The 17,706-nt window shown below is 67.1% G+C and carries 15 protein-coding genes; 5 read left to right on the forward strand and 10 right to left on the reverse strand.

Going from position 1 to position 17,706, the window contains the following annotated elements:
• Positions 1-30: 30 nt before the first annotated feature.
• Both NS6_RS01665 and NS6_RS01670 read left to right on the forward strand, forming a co-directional pair.
• Positions 31-927, forward strand: coding sequence for a TIGR03619 family F420-dependent LLM class oxidoreductase (locus tag NS6_RS01665; RefSeq protein ID WP_068035518.1), 897 nt, complete (start codon positions 31-33; stop codon positions 925-927).
• A gap of 16 nt (positions 928-943) precedes the next feature.
• Positions 944-1,444, forward strand: a complete 501-nt coding sequence (locus NS6_RS01670; protein WP_068035520.1) for a nuclear transport factor 2 family protein — start codon at positions 944-946, stop codon at positions 1,442-1,444.
• 71 nt (positions 1,445-1,515) lie between these two features.
• Here the strand turns inward: NS6_RS01670 and casG are convergent, their stop codons facing one another.
• From casG to NS6_RS01695, 5 genes are all read right to left on the reverse strand, one after another.
• Entirely contained in the window at positions 1,516-3,171 is a 1,656-nt protein-coding gene (gene casG / locus NS6_RS01675; protein ID WP_068035522.1) for a steroid-24-oyl-CoA synthetase, read from the reverse strand.
• Positions 3,172-3,233: 62 nt separating this feature from the next.
• Positions 3,234-4,052, reverse strand: coding sequence for an SDR family NAD(P)-dependent oxidoreductase (locus tag NS6_RS01680; RefSeq protein WP_068035524.1), 819 nt, complete (start codon positions 4,050-4,052; stop codon positions 3,234-3,236).
• 4 nt (positions 4,053-4,056) lie between these two features.
• Entirely contained in the window at positions 4,057-5,205 is a 1,149-nt protein-coding gene (locus NS6_RS01685; protein ID WP_068035526.1) for a steroid 3-ketoacyl-CoA thiolase, read from the reverse strand.
• 154 nt (positions 5,206-5,359) lie between these two features.
• Positions 5,360-6,115, reverse strand: a complete 756-nt coding sequence (locus NS6_RS01690) for a class II aldolase/adducin family protein (RefSeq protein ID WP_068035528.1) — start codon at positions 6,113-6,115, stop codon at positions 5,360-5,362.
• Positions 6,116-6,125: 10 nt separating this feature from the next.
• Positions 6,126-7,331, reverse strand: coding sequence for an amidohydrolase family protein (locus NS6_RS01695; RefSeq protein ID WP_068036047.1), 1,206 nt, complete (start codon positions 7,329-7,331; stop codon positions 6,126-6,128).
• Positions 7,332-7,435: 104 nt separating this feature from the next.
• Here NS6_RS01695 and NS6_RS01700 point away from each other — a divergent pair, with 104 nt between their 5' ends.
• Complete coding sequence (locus NS6_RS01700; protein ID WP_068035530.1) at positions 7,436-8,170, forward strand: IclR family transcriptional regulator; 735 nt, start codon at positions 7,436-7,438, stop codon at positions 8,168-8,170.
• A gap of 187 nt (positions 8,171-8,357) precedes the next feature.
• Here NS6_RS01700 and NS6_RS01705 read toward each other — a convergent pair whose 3' ends face one another.
• The 4 genes from NS6_RS01705 to NS6_RS01720 all read right to left on the reverse strand — a co-directional run bounded on the left by NS6_RS01705 (position 8,358) and on the right by NS6_RS01720 (position 13,359).
• Positions 8,358-8,951 (reverse strand): TetR family transcriptional regulator, encoded by a 594-nt coding sequence (locus tag NS6_RS01705; RefSeq protein ID WP_068036049.1) that lies wholly within the window; start codon positions 8,949-8,951, stop codon positions 8,358-8,360.
• Between the two features lie 62 nt (positions 8,952-9,013).
• A complete protein-coding gene (locus tag NS6_RS01710; protein WP_068035531.1) occupies positions 9,014-11,227 on the reverse strand; it encodes an acyl-CoA dehydrogenase family protein in 2,214 nt (737 codons plus the stop codon).
• A gap of 6 nt (positions 11,228-11,233) precedes the next feature.
• Entirely contained in the window at positions 11,234-12,124 is an 891-nt protein-coding gene (locus tag NS6_RS01715) for an amidohydrolase family protein (RefSeq protein ID WP_068035533.1), read from the reverse strand.
• Positions 12,121-13,359 (reverse strand): amidohydrolase family protein, encoded by a 1,239-nt coding sequence (locus NS6_RS01720; protein ID WP_210746588.1) that lies wholly within the window; start codon positions 13,357-13,359, stop codon positions 12,121-12,123. The genes NS6_RS01715 and NS6_RS01720 overlap by 4 nt, the downstream gene beginning before the upstream one ends.
• A 335-nt stretch (positions 13,360-13,694) precedes the next feature.
• On the opposite strand from NS6_RS01720, the gene NS6_RS01725 reads away from it, so the two are divergent.
• Positions 13,695-15,269: a serine hydrolase gene (locus NS6_RS01725; RefSeq protein WP_210746589.1), complete on the forward strand. Its 1,575-nt coding sequence runs from the start codon at positions 13,695-13,697 to the stop codon at positions 15,267-15,269.
• 147 nt (positions 15,270-15,416) lie between these two features.
• Here NS6_RS01725 and NS6_RS01730 read toward each other — a convergent pair whose 3' ends face one another.
• Positions 15,417-16,025 (reverse strand): TetR/AcrR family transcriptional regulator, encoded by a 609-nt coding sequence (locus NS6_RS01730; RefSeq protein ID WP_084470525.1) that lies wholly within the window; start codon positions 16,023-16,025, stop codon positions 15,417-15,419.
• A 212-nt stretch (positions 16,026-16,237) separates the two neighbouring features.
• On the opposite strand from NS6_RS01730, the gene NS6_RS01735 reads away from it, so the two are divergent.
• Entirely contained in the window at positions 16,238-17,701 is a 1,464-nt protein-coding gene (locus NS6_RS01735) for a DUF1214 domain-containing protein (RefSeq protein ID WP_084470526.1), read from the forward strand.
• The last annotated feature ends 5 nt before the right edge of the window (positions 17,702-17,706 follow it).

Raw genomic sequence — 17,706 nt, forward strand, 5'->3', positions numbered from 1 at the left:
TCCCCCGTCTCGGAGGGCTGAGATGAGGTCATGGAAATCGGGCTCAACCTTCTCGGCGCCGAGGCTCTGTTCGGCGGTGACATCAGCTGTGTCCCCGGCTTGGCGGCCGAGGCGGATCGACGCGGAATCGACCTGATCTCCACCGGAGATCACCTCGGCTTCGCCGCGGACGCCCACACACAGCGCCTGCGGGAGAACAACTTCCCGTTCCCGCTCGACCACCCGTGGTACGAACCGATCTCCCTGCTGTCGGCCGTGGCCGCCGTCACCGAGCGGGCACAGCTGGGTGTTTCGGTGCTGATCGCCACCGTCCGGCCCGCCGTACTGCTGGCAAAACAGATCGCGACCCTCGACCGCCTCTCCCGCGGACGGGTCACCATGGGTTTCGGTGTGGGCTGGCAGGAAGCGGAATACACCGCCACCGGTATGCCGTTCGACGCCCGGTTCGGCCGGATGGAGGACACTGTGCGCGCCTGCCGGGAACTGTGGACCCATGCGCCGGCGCAGTTCACCGGACGCAATTTCGCCTTCGAAAACTTCCACAGCCTGCCGTTCCCGGTGCAGGAACGGGTCCCGATCCTGTTCGGTCTCGGCCCGAGCCCCCGCAACTTCGACCGTATCGCGCGCGTCGCCGACGGCTGGTCTGTCAACCCCACCGACCTGCCCGGATTCACCGACAGCGTCGCACTACTGCGTGACAGGTTCACCGCATACGGTCGCGACCCCGGCACGGCACGTATCCAGGTATCCCTCACGCCGGTGCAGCGCCCGGACGGCAGCGCCGACCTCGACGCCACCGCACGGTCGGCGCAGCAGTTCCGGCGCAACGGGGCCACGGCTGTTGTCTTCCGCCCGACCGCATTCGGCCGGACAGCCGATCGGTTGCCCGAACTACTGGATTGGATGATCAGCCTCGGGCACGAATGACAGAAGGAGCATCCCGGTGACCGACGCATTGCAGGAACTACTGCACAAACAGGCCATCTACGAGGTAGTGCTGCGTTACTGCCGTGGCATCGACCGGCTCGACTTCGATCTGGTTCGCGGCGCCTATCATCCCGACGGAATCGACCACCACACCGGATTCGACGGCACGGTGGATGATTTCATCACCTGGGTGCGCCCGAAACTCCGTGCGATCGGCGGCACCATGCATCACATCGGCAATCACCTGGTGGAATTGCACGGCGACCGAGCGATCAGCGAATCGTATTCCACGGCGGCCCACTGGGGCGCGCCCGGCCGGGACGATTTCACCAGCGGCTGCCGCTACGTCGATCTGATGGAGTTGCGCGACGGCAGATGGGCCATCGCCGAACGATGGGCGGTACGCGAGTGGACCCGCTCCGACGCCGGGCGGCTCACCGACCCCGAAGGGCCCGGGCCCCGCGGCCGCCGCGACAGTTCGGACCCGTTGCACTTGCTGCGGGCACGGATCGGCTGACTCGCCCGCTGTGACCGGCGCCCGGCAACGACTGTCGCGGCGGGCGCCGCCTCAGCGGGACCGGGGCTCGTTCAGTTGCCGCCGCCGTAGGCCTGGATCACGTCGAGCCGCTTGACCTTCCCGGTGGCGTTACGGGGCAGCGGTTCGGTCGTGATCTCCCACCGCGTGGGCACCTTGTAGCGCGCGATCCGCTCGGCGACGAACGCGCTCAGCTCCGCGGCACCCACCGCCTCCGCTCCACCGGTGACCACCACCGCGCACACCTCCTGGCCGAGGTCCGCGTGCGCGACGCCGAGCACCGCACACTCCCGTACCGCGGGGTGTTCGCTCAACGCGTTCTCGACCTCGATCGGATATACGTTTTCCCCGCCGCGCAGGATGAGATCGGATCGGCGGCTGCTCACCCACAGGTAGTCGTCGTCCATCGTGCCCAGATCGCCGGTGTGCATCCAGCCGTCCTCGGCGATCGCGGCGGCCGTGGCGTCCGAGTTGTTCCAGTAGCCGAGCATCACCAGCGGGCCACGCAGGCAGATTTCGCCTTCGGTCCCGTCGGGCACCGGCTCCCCGTGTTCATCCCGGATCTGCACGCTCATCGTCGGCACCGGGGTACCCACGGTTTCGGGGCGTGCCTGCAGGTCGGCCGCGGTCGCGAAGGTCGCCGCAGTGGAGGATTCGGTGAGCCCGTAACTGGTTCCCAACGACCTTGCGGCAACAGGGAGCACCTGACGTAGGCGTTGCTTGAACGACGCGGAGGAAGGCGCGCTGTTCACCGAGATCATCTGCAGCGACGACAGGTCGTACCCCGACAGGTCGCCGTGTTCCAGGAGACGGTGCAGCATGGTCGGCACCGCACCCCAGTTGGTGACGTGTTCGGTTTCGATGAGCCGCAGCACCCGGTCGATATCGAAGCGGCCGGTATGGACGACCGCGGTATCGCCGAACGCAAGCCGTGGGACGGCAAGATTGTGCAGCGCCGCGATATGGAACAGCGGGGTGGCGAGCAGGAACCGCCGCGCCCCCGGGGCACTGCCCATTTCGGCGGCGACGGCATCGTTCAACCGGTAGAAGTCGACTGCGGCGATCATGTTCCGATGCGAATGCACGGCGCCCTTGGGGCGTCCGGTGGTGCCGCTGGTGTAGAGGATCACCGCCGGATCGTCCTCATCGATCTCGGTGCGGGGTAGCGGCGTACCCGGCGCGGCCGTGGCCAGTCGCGGAATATCCGCCTCGATCGACAGCACGGGGGCCTCGACCTCACCCAGCAGGGCGCGGCGCGCTTCGTCGGCGACGACAAGCGCCGGGGTGCAATGCTGTATCCCGTAGGCGATCTCGCGGGCGGACCACATCGAGTTCATTCCGACAGTGATGGCGCCGAGTGAGGTCGTCGCCCAGAACGTGAGAATCCATTCGGCGCAGTTGGCGGCGAGGATCGCCACCCGGTCACCTTTGCCTATCCCGTAGGTGGCGCGCAGCGCCTCGCTCAGCGATGCCACGCGGTCCAGATGCTCGGTGAAGCTCCAGCGGGTTTCGCCGCTGACGAGGTACTCGCGGTCGCCGTACCGGGCCGATTCGATCAGCAGCTCCGGCAGGGCATGCCGGCGGTGCCGGAACACCGGCATCGGAATGCCCCGGACCGGCTCCCGGGCGATTTCGAGGCCGGCGCCGGGCGCGGTGAGGCGGGCCATGACGGCCGCGCGGAGCTCGGGTGTCGTCGATCGATCGGACATGGGGAAGATCCCTTTCCTCGGAAAACCGCACGCAGGGCGGTGAACGTACTACGGCGGACCGGTCAGCGAACTGTCAGCTGACCACCGTCGATATTCCAGGATTGGCCGGTGACCCAGGCGGCCTGTTCGCTGGCGAGGAATACCACCGCCCAGGCGACTTCACGCGCGTCTCCGACCCGTTGCAGCGGCAGATTCGCCTCGACATAGCTCTGCCACGCGTCCGCTGACCGGTCGTCGAGCCGGCTGGTCCCGGTCACTCCGGGGCAGACCGCGTTCACGCGGATCCCGGCAGGGCCCAGTTCTTTCGCCATCGAGGAGGTCAGCGCCTGCACACCGGCCTTGGACGCGGAGTAGGCGGCGGTGTTCGGGCCGCCGAGTTTCCCGGCGATCGACGAAATGTTGACGATACTGCCGCCCGCGCCGCGCTCGGACATGACGCGGGCGAACGCGCGACTCATCAGGAAGGTGCCCCGCAGGTTGACACGAATCACCGCATCCCAGGCTTCGGTGGGAAGGTCGAGCACCGGAACCCTGTCCCCGGAGCGCGCGGCGGCGGCATTGTTCACGACGATATCCACCCGCCCGTATTCGTCGAGCACCTGCCGAACCAGGGCGTTCACCGCGTGTTCGTCGGAGATATCGCAGATCACCGAACCCGCGCGCCGGCCGAGTTCGTGGATCTCGCCGGCGACCGAGTCGATATCACGCCAGCCGGCGGCGCGTTCTTCTTCGGTGTACCGGTCCGGGCCGCGTCCGGTGCCCGTGACGACGACATCGCACCCTGCGCGGGCCAGCGCGAGCGCGGTTTCCCGGCCGATGGATCGCATCCGGCCGGCTCCGGTTACCACGGCCACTTTGCCCTCGAACCCGCTGAGCTGCATCGTGTCAGATCCTTTCGATGATGGCACCGGAGACCATCGCGCCACCGGCGCAAACGGCGACGAGCGCGCGCCCGCCGTCGCGGCGTTCGAGTTCGTCGACGGCCGTACCGACCAGCCGGACCCCGGAGGACCCCACCGGATGTCCCAGCGCAATCGCTCCGCCGTTGACGTTCAGCCGGTCCTCATCGATCCCGTGTGTGCGCGCCGCAGACAGGGCGACCGCCGCGAATGCCTCGTTGACCTCGAATACGTCGATATCGCCGAGTGACATCCCGGTGCGGGCCAGCAGATGCTCGATCGCCAGAACCGGGCCGTCGAGCAGATAGGGCACCTCACTGCCGAGCAGGCATTGCCGGAGGATGCGGGCGCGGGGCCGCAATCCCAGCGACCGCGCGAGGTCTTCGTCCATGAGCACGGCGGCCGCCGCACCGTCGGAGATCTGTGACGCGGTCCCGGCGGTGTGCAGGCCGCCCTCCAGCACGGGAGCCAGCGCGGCCAGCGCCTCCAGGGAGGTGTCCCGCAATCCTTGGTCGCGGGATACGGTCGTTGCCTCGGCTCCGTCGGTACCCGGTACCTCGACAGGGATGATCTGCCGGTCGAACCTGCGCTCCTGCCACGCCAGGGCAGCGCGCTGCTGGGAGCGCAACCCGAATTCGTCGAGATCTGCGCGGGTGAAACCGCGGCGGTGCGCGATGCGGTCGGCGCCGACGAACTGGGTGGGCAGGTCCAGCGACCACTTGTCGGGGCGGGGCCGGCCGACGTTATCGGGGATATTCGACAGCAGCGGTACCCGCGACATCGCTTCGACCCCGCACGCCATACCCGCGTCGATCACCCCGGCGGCGATCTGGGCCGCCACGATATTCACCGACTGCTGACCGGACCCGCATTGGGCATCGATCGTGGTGGCGCCGGTGCGTTCGGGTAGTCCCGAATACAGCCAGGCGGTGCGGGTGATGTTCGACGACTGCTCACCGGCTTGGGTGACGCAGCCACCGACGACCTGTTCGATCAGCGCGGGATCCAGGTCCAGCCGGTCGAGGATGCCCTTCTGCACCGCCCCGAGCAGTTCGGCCGCGTGCAGCCCCGACAACCATCCGCTGCGGCGGCCGATCGGTGAACGCGCGGTATCGACGATGACCGGATTGCCCATAGGAGTCCTCCTGGACCGAAAAATGAAGGTGCTGCCCTCTCGATCGATAAGGACTGCTGAAACACGATTCTATCCAACCAAGCACTTGTTTGGTAGCCGGTTCGCAGAAGATCTCCGCCGATTCCCACCGCGAGCACGCCGAAAAGCCGTGCGCTCACCCCCGTAACGACAGGATCTGCTGTTCGAGCTCCGGATCGTCACGTAGTTCTGCCCGGACCGCGGCCTCCCAGAATCCGTGGAACCCGTTCCCGTCGCTACGGCGTTGCCGGTCGACCCACCAATCGGGTAGCGCGGACTTCTCCGGCCCGCCGGCCGCCCGCACCATCCAGGCGTTCTTCGCCCGCTGCTCCAGCGCCACCGCCCGCAGGAACAGCGCCCGCGCGGTACTGCCGATCACCAGCACACCGTGACCACCGAGCAACGCCAGATCGGCGTCACCCATCGCGGCGACGGCCGCGGTCGCGGCCTGCGCGCTGTTCACCGCACCGGCGTACTCGTCGACCAGCACCAGCTCCCCGCCACCCAGACTGGAACTCTGGTCATAGGCCGGCGGCACTTCCGCGAGATCACCCCAGATGGTCCCGAACTCGGGATGGTTGTGCACCACGAACTGCACGTCCGGGCGTGCGCGGTGCAGGGCGAGATGCAGCGGGATACCCAAAGGCACCGGCCAGTGACCCTCGAGTACCACGCCGTCGAGATCGATACGGAGCACGTCGCCGGGGCCGAATTCCTGCCAGGTCAGCAGCCACGGATTGCACAGCAGCGTGCCGTCACCCATATTGCGGGTGATGTGACCGGCCAAGTGGTCGCGATACCCCTCACGCCACAGGGCGCGCGCCAGCAGCACGATCTCCTCGGCCGGGGTCAGCTCGGGAACGAGACGCTCGGCGCTCGGGCGGAAAGCCATCCGATTCTCCTCAGTCCCGCGGCAGCACGATATCGGGCAGCGGATGGCGGTAGAGCTCCGCCGCGTTCTCGCTGCACATCTTGCGGAGTTCCGGCGCCGGGATACCGGCCCAGTACTGTTCGATCACGTCCTGCGTATGCGGCCACGTGCCGTCACCGTGCGGATAGTCGGTTTCGAGCATGATGTGCTCGACCCCGATCACCTCGCGCAGGGCGATCGTGGACGGATCGTCGAGTGTGCAGAACCAGAAATTGCGCCGCAGGATATCGGCCGGGCGATCGTCCCAGCCCAGGCCGTAGCCGGAACGGTCGATGATGTTGTCCAAGCGGTCGATCAGCATCGGCACCCAGCCGATACCGCCTTCGCTCATCGCGATCTTCAGCGTCGGATTGTCCTTCGGATATCCCGACCACAACCATTCGCTGCACGCTCCGAGCGAAAGCTGGCCGAACATCGTGGCACCCAACTGGAGTCCGGGCGCGCCCTGCGGGTAGGAGTACATTCCCGAACTGCCCACGTGCAACGAGATCACGGTGCCCGTTTCGACGCAGGCCCGGATGATCGGATCCCAGTATTCGCGCTCCCACAGCGACGGCAGCCCGATCGCATGGGGTCGCTCGGGAAGAGTGACCGAGGTGAATCCGCGGGCGGCGTTACGCTGGATTTCGGCGACGGCCTCCACCGGGTCGCCCAGATAGGTGATACCGCCGGGGATCACGCGAGTCGGATAGGCCAGATACCACTCGTTGTAGAGCCAGTCGTTCCAGGCCCGGACTGCCGCCTTGCCGACTTCACGATCGGCAGCGAAGGCGAACACCCGGCCACAAAAGCCGGTGATCTGGGACGGGAAGTTCAGCATCGCCCAGATGCCGCCGAGATCCATATCCTTCACCCGGGCGTGGATGTCGTAGCAGCCGGGGCGCATCTGTTCGAAGCGGAACGGCTCGTACTTCACCGACTCCGAGCGCCGCCCCGCCACCGCGTTCATACCCACCTGGGAGTAGGTCTTTCCCTCGAACTCCCAGATCTGCGCTCCTTCCGCGGTCTCCCGGATCTGCGGACCGCGCTCCCGCAGCGCGGCCGGCATCCAGGTTTCGAAGAGATGCGGGGGTTCGACCACATGGTCGTCGACCGAGATCACGGTGTAGCGGACATCCGCGGGTTCGGGTTCCGGATCGAACAATTCGGGATCGAGTTGCTGCTGCGGTGCTGCCACGGCGTTCTCCTCCACACAGCGGGCGCTGCCGGACAGCGGCCCACACCTTGACTCAAGTATCTCTATGAGATACTTTGTTATCTCTTATTGATACCAAGGTAGAGGTGATCCACATTCCGGTCAAGACTCTGAGCGGCCTACTGCGCGGCCTGCAGGTGGTCGAAGCGATTGCCGCGGACCAGCCCGCCGGACTGACCGAGCTGTGCCGGGTCCTCGGCGAGGACAAGAGCGCGATGCAACGCGTCCTGGCGACCCTCCACGAAGCCGGATGGATCCGGCCACTTCCCGATACCCCACCGCGATGGGAACTCTCCGCGAAAATCGTCACGATGGCAGGACAGGCCCACAGCACATCCTCACTGCTCGCCCGTGCCCGGCCTGTGCTCACGGCCTTGCGCGATATCACCGGGGAAACCACCCACCTGGCGCTGCTGGACGGCGGGAAACTCGTGGTCGCCACCGTCGCCGACGGCACCCATACCGTGCGCACCGCACTACCGATCGGCCAGGTCCACCCACCCGAGACGAGCGCCGCCGGGCGCGCGATCCTCGCGCACCTCACACCCGCCGAACGCACCGGCCACGCCGAATCGGCCGAAGCGCTGCTGTCCACCGCGGAATACGACCGGATCCGCGCGCGCGGCTGGTCGCTGTGCGAAGGCGCGGTCCAGCACGGTTCGACCAGTATCGGCGCAGCGATCTTCGATATCACCGGAGCACCCCAGGGGGCCATCGTGGTCAGCGCGCCCGACACCCGGCTCACCCCCGACCAGTACGCCCGGACCGGGGAACTCGTCCGGGATGGCGCACGCCGGTTGAGCGGCTCGGCCGAGGAGTAGCCGCAGCGGCACCCGGCTCGATGACAGCCGGGCCCGCGAGCCTTGATTCCCGAGGGGCAGACATCGCGCGAGTGGCGCGCCCCGGACAACAGTCGCTCAGCGCGACCGTCGCGGCCCCTGGTGGCGTCCCGGACACCGAGCGGGACGCCGGTGCCCGGGAACCCCGGACGAATTCTCGGACATGCTGTCAGGCATAGTCCGCGAGGACGAGACGGATCACATCCTCCACATTGCGTAACGCCTCCGCGAAACTGATCCGCCCCGACGTCCACGAGGTGAGCGCGACGAACATGGCGCCCCCGATGGCCAGCGAGGCCACCCGCGCCGTTTCCGGCGGTACCCCTTCCAGGAGATCGAACAGCGCACCACGGTTGGCAGTGGCGCGCTGGTCCAAGGTCTCGATCACGTATTCGTCCGTGGACGAGAACAGCTCGATCTCGAGACGGGCGAAATGCGGGCCCCGCTGGAATGCCCGCATTTCCCGCCGGTACAGACCCAGCACGCGCTCGCAGATACTGCCGCCGTCCTTCGGGCCGGGAGCACTGCGTTCGGCTTTCAGTTTCTCCGACAACCGGTTGTTCCAGCCGAGCATCGCCGCCGCCAGCAACTGCTGTTTGGCGGGAAAATAGCGGTACAGAGTACCCAGCGCCACCCCGGATCGTTCGGAAACCTCCCGCATCTGAATACGATCGGGCTCCATCTCGTGCAGCATTTCGATCACCGTCTCGGCCAACCGGCTGCGGCGCCCCAGCTGGCCCGCAGTCATCGATTCGGTGGCCATCGGCAACTCGGCCCCACGGGAGGTCACGGCGGTGATAGTAGCCGGACGGGTCGCACCCGCCGTCACTGCGTCCACTCCCTCGGCAGCCCGAGGATGCGCTCACCGATGATGTTGAGCTGGATCTCCGCGGTACCGCCGCCGATCAGCATCGCGGGCGTCGAGAGGTACGCCGCGAGCGTGCGGCCGGCCTCCCCGGATTCCTGCGCCGCGGCAGGACCGGCCCACTCGATCATGGTGCGGGACAACTCGACCTGATGCTGCGCCGACAGATACTTCAAAACGTTGCCTTCGGCGCCGGGCTCCAGGCCGGAGATCCGTTTGCGCAGACTACGGCGGCCGAGCGCGTCCAACGCCCCCGAGGTCGCTGTCACCGCGCCGAGCGCAGGTAGCGCGGCGGCGCGCGCGTCGACCGGAAGCGCCGCCACCGCGGCAACCGGATCGAGCCGGATACGGGCGCCCACCGCACCGGAACCCATCGCGATCCGCTCGTTACCCAAGGTGGTGCGCGCCAGCCGCCAGCCGTCCCCGGGCGCGCCGACCAGGCAATCGTCCGGGACGAAGACATCGTCGAGGAATACCTCGTTGAACATCGACTCGCCGTTGGCTTCCCGCAACGGCCGCACCTCGATACCCGGTGTGCTCATATCGACCAGGAAGTAACTGATCCCGGCCCGCTTCGCGGCGCTGCGGTCGGTGCGGGCGAGGCAGACCGCCCAGTGCGCCTCCCGGGCATGTGAAGTCCACACTTTCTGGCCGTTGAGACACCAGCCGCCGCCGACCTTTTCCGCGAAGGTCCGTACCGCGGCGAGGTCCGATCCGGCGCCCGGCTCGCTGAACAGCTGACACCACTCGATCTCACCGCGCAGTGTCGGGCCCACCAGCCGTTCCCGCTGCGCATCCGTGCCGTGCCGCAGAATCGTCGGCAGCGCCCACTCCCCGATCACCGTGGTGGGTTGCGCCATCCCCGCCCGCCGGAACTCCTCCGCGATGATCACCTGGTCCGCGGCGTCGGCGGCGCGACCGTAGGGTGGCGGGTAATGCGGCGCCACCAGGCCGTGACCGGCCAGGATACGGCGCACGGTTTTCCCGTCGGAAATATCGGGGCCCGTAGCTTCCGCGATCGCCGCCGCGACCTCCGCCCGCAACTCCGGTCGATCCTCGACCCCCACAGCGGGCGCGCGCCCGGTGCCGAGGGCCAGCTCACCAGCTCGGTACGACCAGTCCCGGTGCGGTCCGAGCAGCGCGAACAGGCCGGTCGCGCGCCGCCAGTACAGATGCAGATCGTGATCCCAGGTATTCCCGATACCGCCCAGCACGGTGAGCGCATCCAAGGCGATCTCGGCGGCCTCGGGCAGGCACTGCACCGCGGCACGCGCCGCGGCGAGCGCGCTCTGCGGCCCGCCCGGCCCGTCTTCGTCGGCCGCGCACGCGCCGTCCCATGCCGCCGCGGCCAGCAGTTCCACCCGCAGGAACAGCTGGGCACATTTGTGTTTGACGGCCTGAAAGGATCCGATCGGCCGGCCGAACTGCTCACGCACCTTCGCATACGCCACGGCCGTGTCCAGGCACCATCGGGCGATACCGACCGCCTCGGCGCTGAACAGGACGGCAGCGAGGTCGCGTACGTGGCGGGTGGCGCAGGACAGAACATGGTCGTCCGGTACCACCACATCGTCGAGTTCGAGCCGGCCGAGATCGCGGGTCAGGTCCACACCCGGAATCCGAATCCGGGTGACACCGGGCGAATCCGGCGGGACGACGAACCATACCGGGCCCTCGGGTCCGGTCGCTCCCAGTACGAGAATGTCCGCGCCCACCCCGCCGAGAATCGGGCCGCTGATACCCGAGACCCGCAGCCCACCACCGCCTGCCGTGGCCACCGGACCTGCTGTGTCGAGCGCGCAGGCGCCGGTGGCGCCGGCGACGAACCGGGCGAGCAGATCGTGGCGCGCTGCGGATGAGCCGTGGCGATCCACGAGCGCGCCGGCCGTCACGGTAGGCAGCAGTGGTCCCGGGACCAAGCCGTGCCCCGCCGCGTCGAGCGCTACCGCGAGCTCGACGATCCCGGCGCCCCCGCCCCCGAACTCGGCAGGCAGGTGGATCGCGGGAATCCCCTGGCGGCACAGCTTGTCCCAGATCGGCGGGCGGACACCCTGAGCCGAGAGGTCGAAATGTTCGCGGGTCAGCGTGATCGGCGCCGCCTGCGCGGCCAGCGCGGATATCGCCGCCATCAGATCGGTATGTTCGGTGGTCAGCCCTACGCAGCTCGTTACCATCCCTGGCTAACCTTCCAGTTTCAGGACACGGCGCGCGTTCTCGGACAAGAACTTGGGCCATACCTCGTCGCGGAACGGCACATCCGGCATCTCGTTCGCGATCCGTTCCAGCGATAACCCCGCCGGGAAATAACCGGCATAGATGATCTTGTCCGCGCCGCGGGTATTGGCGTAATCGATGATCGCCTGCGGATAGTGCTTCGGCGCGAACGCGGAGGTCGAATAGTACAGATTCGGCCACTTGAGCATCAGTTTGACAGCCAGGTCCTGCCAGGGCTCGCACCCGTGCCTGGTGACGAATACGAGCTCGGGGAAATCGAACATGACATCGTCGATGAGTTCGACATGCTGCACCGCTGCCTTCAACCGCGGGCCCGGAATCCCGGCGCAGGCGAAGATCGGGATATCCAGTTCCACACATTTGGCGTAGATCGGATACATCTGCGGAGCGTTGAGCGCGACCTGCGGAAACGTTCCGGCGGCAAAGGAACTCACCGAACGGATCCCGAATTCCTCGAATTCGGCTTCCATCCGCCGCAGGGTGCCCATGATGTCGTTGGGGTCGACGGCGCTGCCCTGCGGGACGAAACGCTGCGGGTGCTGTTTCACCGCGCGGCGCCCCGACTCGCCGGCGACACTGACCATTCCCACCGTTATCCCGTGGCGGTCCATCTCCCGCAGGGTCACCTCCACGGGATCATCGGTCGGCAGATCCTGCGGTACACCCTTGAACATGTACTCGGCGGGAAAGGAGAACTTCTCCTTGCTTTCGCGGTCCTTCGTCTGCCGGGTGATGAAGTCGTACTCGTTTTTCCCGGGTTCGCGGAAACCGATATGGGTATCGATGACCGGGAGCCCGGCCCGGAAACCGCCACGTACCTCCTGCCCGGCGGTCATGCGCGCACCGCCGCGGCGAAGGTCTCACGCAGCAATACATCGTTGGGATCGTCGGGCAGTTCCGTCAGCGGCTGCCCCACCTCCGCCACGGTCGGGCCGTACTGGTCGGCCAGCGGCGCCAGGGCGTCGAGATCGAAATCGTACAGATCGGCCGCATTGCAGGCGAGCATCTGCCGCAACTCGCCGGGCTCCAGGTCGTGCATCACCTGCCGGAGGCATTCCCGGGTGAACGGATATGTCCCCTCCGAATGGGGATAGTCGCTCCCCCACATGAACTTGCCCGCACCGAGCACCTCGCGGGCCGCCATATCTTCCGCGGACGGCATACTCACACCGATCCAGCAGTTACGGCGGAAGTACTCGCTCGGGCGCAGCGGCAGCTGCTCGTCCCGGCCGTACACGAGCTCACCGATCCGCCCCGACCGTTTGATCCGGTGATCGATCAGATCGAGCTCGCGCAGCAGCCGCGGGGCCCATGCGCACCCTTGTTCGGACATCGCGAACTTCAGGTTCGGGAACCGTTCGAACACTCCGGACAGAATGAACTGCACAAGGGGCCGCTGTGCGTAGAACGACACCTCGGTGATGTAGAGCAACCCCGCCGTCTTGTACCGCCCGTAGTCGGGTAGCCCGTTACCGGCGTGACTGTTCACCGGGACGCCGAGCTCTTCACACGCCCGCCAGATCGGGTCGTAGACGGGGTCGTACAGTGGTTTCACCCATTTCACATCGGGTGCCACATTGGGAATCAGGATGCCGCCGCGCAGACCGTTCTCCTTGATCCAGTGCACATCCTCGACCGCGCGGTCCACATCGTTGAGGAAGATCTGACCGACACCGGCGCGCTGCGCGGGGGCATCGGCGCACCAGTCGGCGAGCCAGCGGTTGTGCGCGCGGATACCCGCGAGCCGGCGTTCGAAGTCCTCGCTGTTCGGCGGCGCCGCCATCACGGCCGCGCTCGGGAAGAACGGTGGCACGGTGTTCGGGTAGATGACCTCGGCGACAACACCGTCGGTCGCCTGTTCGTTGATTCGGCGGTCACTGTCCCAGTTACGGGTACGGCCGTCGTCCTGTAGATCGCGGTAGGGGTTCCGGTACCGGTTGCGCCAGGCATCGAATTCGCCGAGCCACCGGGAGTCGAGATACTCGCGGTAGGTGGCGTGGTCGGCGCCCGCATGGCAGTCGGCGGAGATCAGCGTGTACCGCTCGGCAGACTCGGCAGGATGTGCAGACATCGGCATCCTCTTCCCATCTTATTATTGAAATGCTGTTCTATTTCTACCCCTCGAAGATACGACACCCTGGCCACATCCGCACCAGAATTCTCGATATTTCGAGAATCTAGTTCTATTTTCTGGACCTATCGCGAGATGGACGGGCCGCACAGCGGCCTGCGGACACCACGGCAGCGGCGGATCACCGACCGCCCGCGGTGGACCGATTCCCCGGACGGATCGAACCCGGCCACGTGGACCGCGCTACCGGACGGCGAGCACGGGCAGCGATAGGCTCGGGCAGCTGGGCTCGTGTCGGCGACAACCTCTCGGAGGCGGCTGTGCACAGACGTCGGTTGACGGCTCTCGGGGCCGCGGTGGCGATCGTCGCCGCGCCGGTCACCGGATGCGGGATCGAAGAGCCGGTCCCCGGAGCCACGACCAGCACCAGCGTGGCCGCACCGCAGCCCGCCCGCGCCCCCGGAATCACCATTCCCGACGGGCGCGTGGAACATATCGTGGACCGGGTGGATCAGCGGGCGAAGGAGCTGCTGACCAGCACCGGCATCCCGGGTATGGCGGTCGCCATCGTCGCCGACGGCAAGGTCGTTTACCAGGAAGGATTCGGGGTCCGCGAGGTGGGCAACGAACAGGAGGTGGACCCCGGCACCGTGTTCCAGCTGGCATCGATGTCGAAACCGATCGGGGCCACCGTGGTGGCCCGCGAGGTCGCCGCCGGGCCGCTCGAGTGGGATACACCGGTACGGCAGCTCGCGCCCTGGTTCGCGCTGAACGATCCCTACATCAGTGACAACGCGACCATCGGCGATCTGTACGCACATCGGTCGGGGCTGCCCGATCATGCCGGGGACAAGCTCGAGGACCTCGGGTTCGACCGGGCGCAGATACTGGAACGAATGCGGCTGCTGCCGCTGGCGCCGTTCCGGGACTCCTACGAGTACACGAATTTCGGGTTGACGGCGGCGGCCGGCGCGGTCGCGGAAGGAGCGCACACGGACTGGGCCGACCTGTCGAAACGCGCGATCTACGAGCCGCTGGGAATGACGGCCACCAGTTCCCGCTACGCCGACTTTGCGGCAGCGCCCGATCGCGCGGTGGGACATGCCCGCGTGGGCGAGGACTACCGGCGCACCGAACCCCCACGGCAACCGGACGCGCAGTCACCGGCGGGCGGTGTCAGCTCCTCGGCGACAGATATGGCGCGCTGGATGACCATGGTCCTCGAGAACGGTTCGTACCAAGGCCGGGAAGTGGTGGCGCCGGAAGCGCTACTGCCCGCAGTGTCACCACAGGCCGTATCATCGCCCCCCGAAACTCCGGACTCACGAGCCGGTATGTACGGGTACGGGTTCAATGTCGGCACCTCGGCCGCGGGCCGGGTAGTGCTGAGCCATTCCGGGGCGTTCAACGCCGGTACGGCGACCGCGTTCACATTGATCCCGTCGGCGAACGTGGGAATCGTGACGCTGACCAACGCCGCCCCGATCGGCGTACCGGAGACGTTGAACGCCGAATTCGCCGATCTGGTGCAGTTCGGTGAGGTCCGGGAGGATTGGTGGGGGCTTTACCAGGAGGCATTCGCGCAGATCGAGGGGCCCACCGGTGAACTGCTGGGTAAGGAACCACCACCGAATTCGGCGCCCGCGGGCCCGCTGGACGATTATGCGGGGGTATACGGAAACGACTATTTCGGCCCGGCTGAGGTCGCGGTGGACGGCGACCGGTTGCTGCTGATCCTGGGCCCGGGGAAGGTGACCGTACCGCTGCGGCACTGGGACGGCGATACATTCGCCTTCACTCCTACCGGCGAGGCCGCGAACCCGGGAACGATATCGCAGGCCCGATTCGACGATGATCGATTGTGGCTGGAGTTCTACGACTCCGACGGGTTCGGTACGTTCACCCGCTGAGGGGTGCCGGTTCACACAGATCGGGCGCTCACCGGGCGACAGTCGGCGCGCCGGCTGTCCGCACACCGCGTCGACGAGTGACGACGCAAGTACGCCGGAAGCGCCGCCTGCTCCGTTCCGCCAGTACTCCGTGTGGTGCCTGAAACGTCAAGACCCGCGCGGACCCGGCGAGGATTCGGGTGCGAACCCAGGGAGCTCGACGATGGCCGCCAGCAGCTCCGACATCTGCGCCTCCACGCGTCCCCGGGAGGCGGCGTCGGCGTCGGCGTCGGCGAATGCCAGGATCCCCTCACTGAACAGCGACCATCCGGATATTGCGGCAAGCACCGTCATGAGGCGGACATCCGCCTTGCGGGAGTCGGGATCGACACCACGGACCGCGTTCATCCCCTCGGCCTGGTTGCCGAGCAGTAGATCGGTCCGTCCCTCGAGCAACAACCACGCCGAGATGCGCACGTACTCGGGATCGGCAAGCCCGATGTCGAACAGGCGCCTGACAGCGTCCGGCACCGAAGCTCCGGTTTCGATCGTTCGCGTGGAAATCTCGGTGTCGCGTTCGAGGACGGCCCGGAGAATGTCCTCCTTGTTGCCCAGATGCTTGTGGACCAGCCCGAGATTCACTCCTGCGGCACAGGCGATCTCGCGGATGGTGACCGAGGTCCCCTTCGCGGCGAACCCGGAGCGCGCCGCACGCAGAACCGCCCGGCGGACCTCGTCGCGGCCCCAGGCTTTCGGCGTCGGTTCCGATCCGTGCACCCCTTGACAGTAGACGTTTGTCTACGGTCAAATCAACCCATCGAACAAATCGGGCTCTCCCCTCCGATCGGCGGCAGAAGCCCTACTCCGAAACATCTTTCGGCTCGCTACGCACGTGGTGTCATCGATCCCGGCGACGTATCCGCGAGCCCAGTATTTCCGCGTCCGGTATTCGTCCGAGCACGAATACCGGAGGCAGAAAGTGAGCGGTCATGCCGGAGCAGATCAGCAACGAATGTCTCGCGCCCCTCATCGCGACAGGCCGGCGACGACGCATGAGGTCGGGGGTAGCGCTGGCCACCGTCGCGGCCCTCGCCGTGGTCGGCACCGCATGCACGACAGCCCGGAACGGGGACGACAAACACGGGACGACCGATATCACGATGACGAACGGCCGCCCGCAGCCCGCGGCGGACGGCGGCGCCCTCGCCACCGAGGGCCAACGGACACGCGAAGCGGTGGTGCGTCGAATCCTCGCGACCGATGTAGTGCAGCAGGAAATTCGAGAAGTCCAGGAACTGTACGAGAGCGACCCGCAAGGTGCGACGCTGTCGGGTGAAGCCACCGCGGCGGCAGCCGCCGCCTCCATCGGCGCGGCAGCCGCCCAGTATGCCGTGACGGAGGATCCGGACCGCCCTGTGCTGATGTGGGCGGTGACATTGCCGCATGAGTTCGCTGGGCTCGACATGCCGAATTCGGGGTACGGAATCGAGAACCCCGACAATGTCTATCGGCAGGCCACCGTAGCCGGTGACGCGCGATACGAGATCCGCGGGCGCATACCCGAGCAGGCCCCGGCCGAAGTGCATTTCGAAATGCGGGACTCGATTCCCGGCACCGCCGCGCTGACCGCCGAGGGCGGGACACCACTGGCGACTCTCGGCACCGACGCGATCGAGACCGGACCGAACGGAACCTTCGTCGTCACCATGGACTCTGCCCCGGCGAACGGCCGCATCAACCACCTGCAGATCCCGGCCGGCGGCACCTCCCTGCTGATCGTGCGCGACCTGCTGAACGACTGGGCGACCGAGACGCCGTCCCGGCTCGACATCATCCGCGTGGACGGACCACCTGTAGCGCCCGAGCGGACTGTCGATCAGCAGGCCGCCCGATCCGCCGAGATACTCGGGCAGATCGCGCCTTTCTGGATGAAGTATTTCAACGAGTACTACTACAAGACTCCGGAGAACCGGATCCGCCCAGTACGTGAGCGGCCCGGCGGTCGAGGACTGTCCACCGGCGGACGCTTCGCCTTGGCCGCCGACGAAGCGCTCGTCTTCACGATCGACCCGGTCGGCGCCCAGTCGCTCGGCGTGCAGATTGCCGATCCGTGGGGTGTCGCCTACCCCTACCGCGACAAGACCGCCAGCCTCAACACCACCCAGGCGAAACCCAACCCGGACGGCACCTACACGTTCGTGGTGTCGCCCGACGACCCCGGCGCCCACAACTGGCTCGATGCCAGTGGCAACGACGCCGGAATGATCGCGGTGCGCTGGCAGTCCGTGCGGGGCACACCGGACGTGACCGCAGCGCTGCGGAGTTCCGCGGTGGTGAAGGTGGCGGACCTGTCGACGGCACTGCCGGACGGGACCGTGTTCGTCGATCCGGCAGAACGGCGGTTGCAGCAGCAACAGCGTGCGACCGATTTCGATCGTCGACTGACGAAATGATCACC

Source organism: Nocardia speluncae NBRC 108251 (genome assembly GCF_001613245.1).
In the GTDB taxonomy this organism is placed as follows: domain Bacteria; phylum Actinomycetota; class Actinomycetes; order Mycobacteriales; family Mycobacteriaceae; genus Nocardia; species Nocardia speluncae.

What these genes read in the sequence shown, in the direction of transcription:
- NS6_RS01665 (WP_068035518.1), top strand. Translation starts at nt 31, where the DNA reads ATGGAAATCGGGCTCAACCTTCTCGGCGCCGAGGCTCTGTTCGGCGGT.
- casG (WP_068035522.1), bottom strand. Translation starts at nt 3,171, where the DNA reads ATGTCCGATCGATCGACGACACCCGAGCTCCGCGCGGCCGTCATGGCC.
- NS6_RS01680 (WP_068035524.1), bottom strand. Translation starts at nt 4,052, where the DNA reads ATGCAGCTCAGCGGGTTCGAGGGCAAAGTGGCCGTGGTAACCGGAGCC.
- NS6_RS01685 (WP_068035526.1), bottom strand. Translation starts at nt 5,205, where the DNA reads ATGGGCAATCCGGTCATCGTCGATACCGCGCGTTCACCGATCGGCCGC.
- NS6_RS01690 (WP_068035528.1), bottom strand. Translation starts at nt 6,115, where the DNA reads ATGGCTTTCCGCCCGAGCGCCGAGCGTCTCGTTCCCGAGCTGACCCCG.
- NS6_RS01705 (WP_068036049.1), bottom strand. Translation starts at nt 8,951, where the DNA reads ATGGCCACCGAATCGATGACTGCGGGCCAGCTGGGGCGCCGCAGCCGG.
- NS6_RS01710 (WP_068035531.1), bottom strand. Translation starts at nt 11,227, where the DNA reads ATGGTAACGAGCTGCGTAGGGCTGACCACCGAACATACCGATCTGATG.
- NS6_RS01715 (WP_068035533.1), bottom strand. Translation starts at nt 12,124, where the DNA reads ATGACCGCCGGGCAGGAGGTACGTGGCGGTTTCCGGGCCGGGCTCCCG.
- NS6_RS01720 (WP_210746588.1), bottom strand. Translation starts at nt 13,359, where the DNA reads ATGTCTGCACATCCTGCCGAGTCTGCCGAGCGGTACACGCTGATCTCC.
- NS6_RS01735 (WP_084470526.1), top strand. Translation starts at nt 16,238, where the DNA reads ATGCCGGAGCAGATCAGCAACGAATGTCTCGCGCCCCTCATCGCGACA.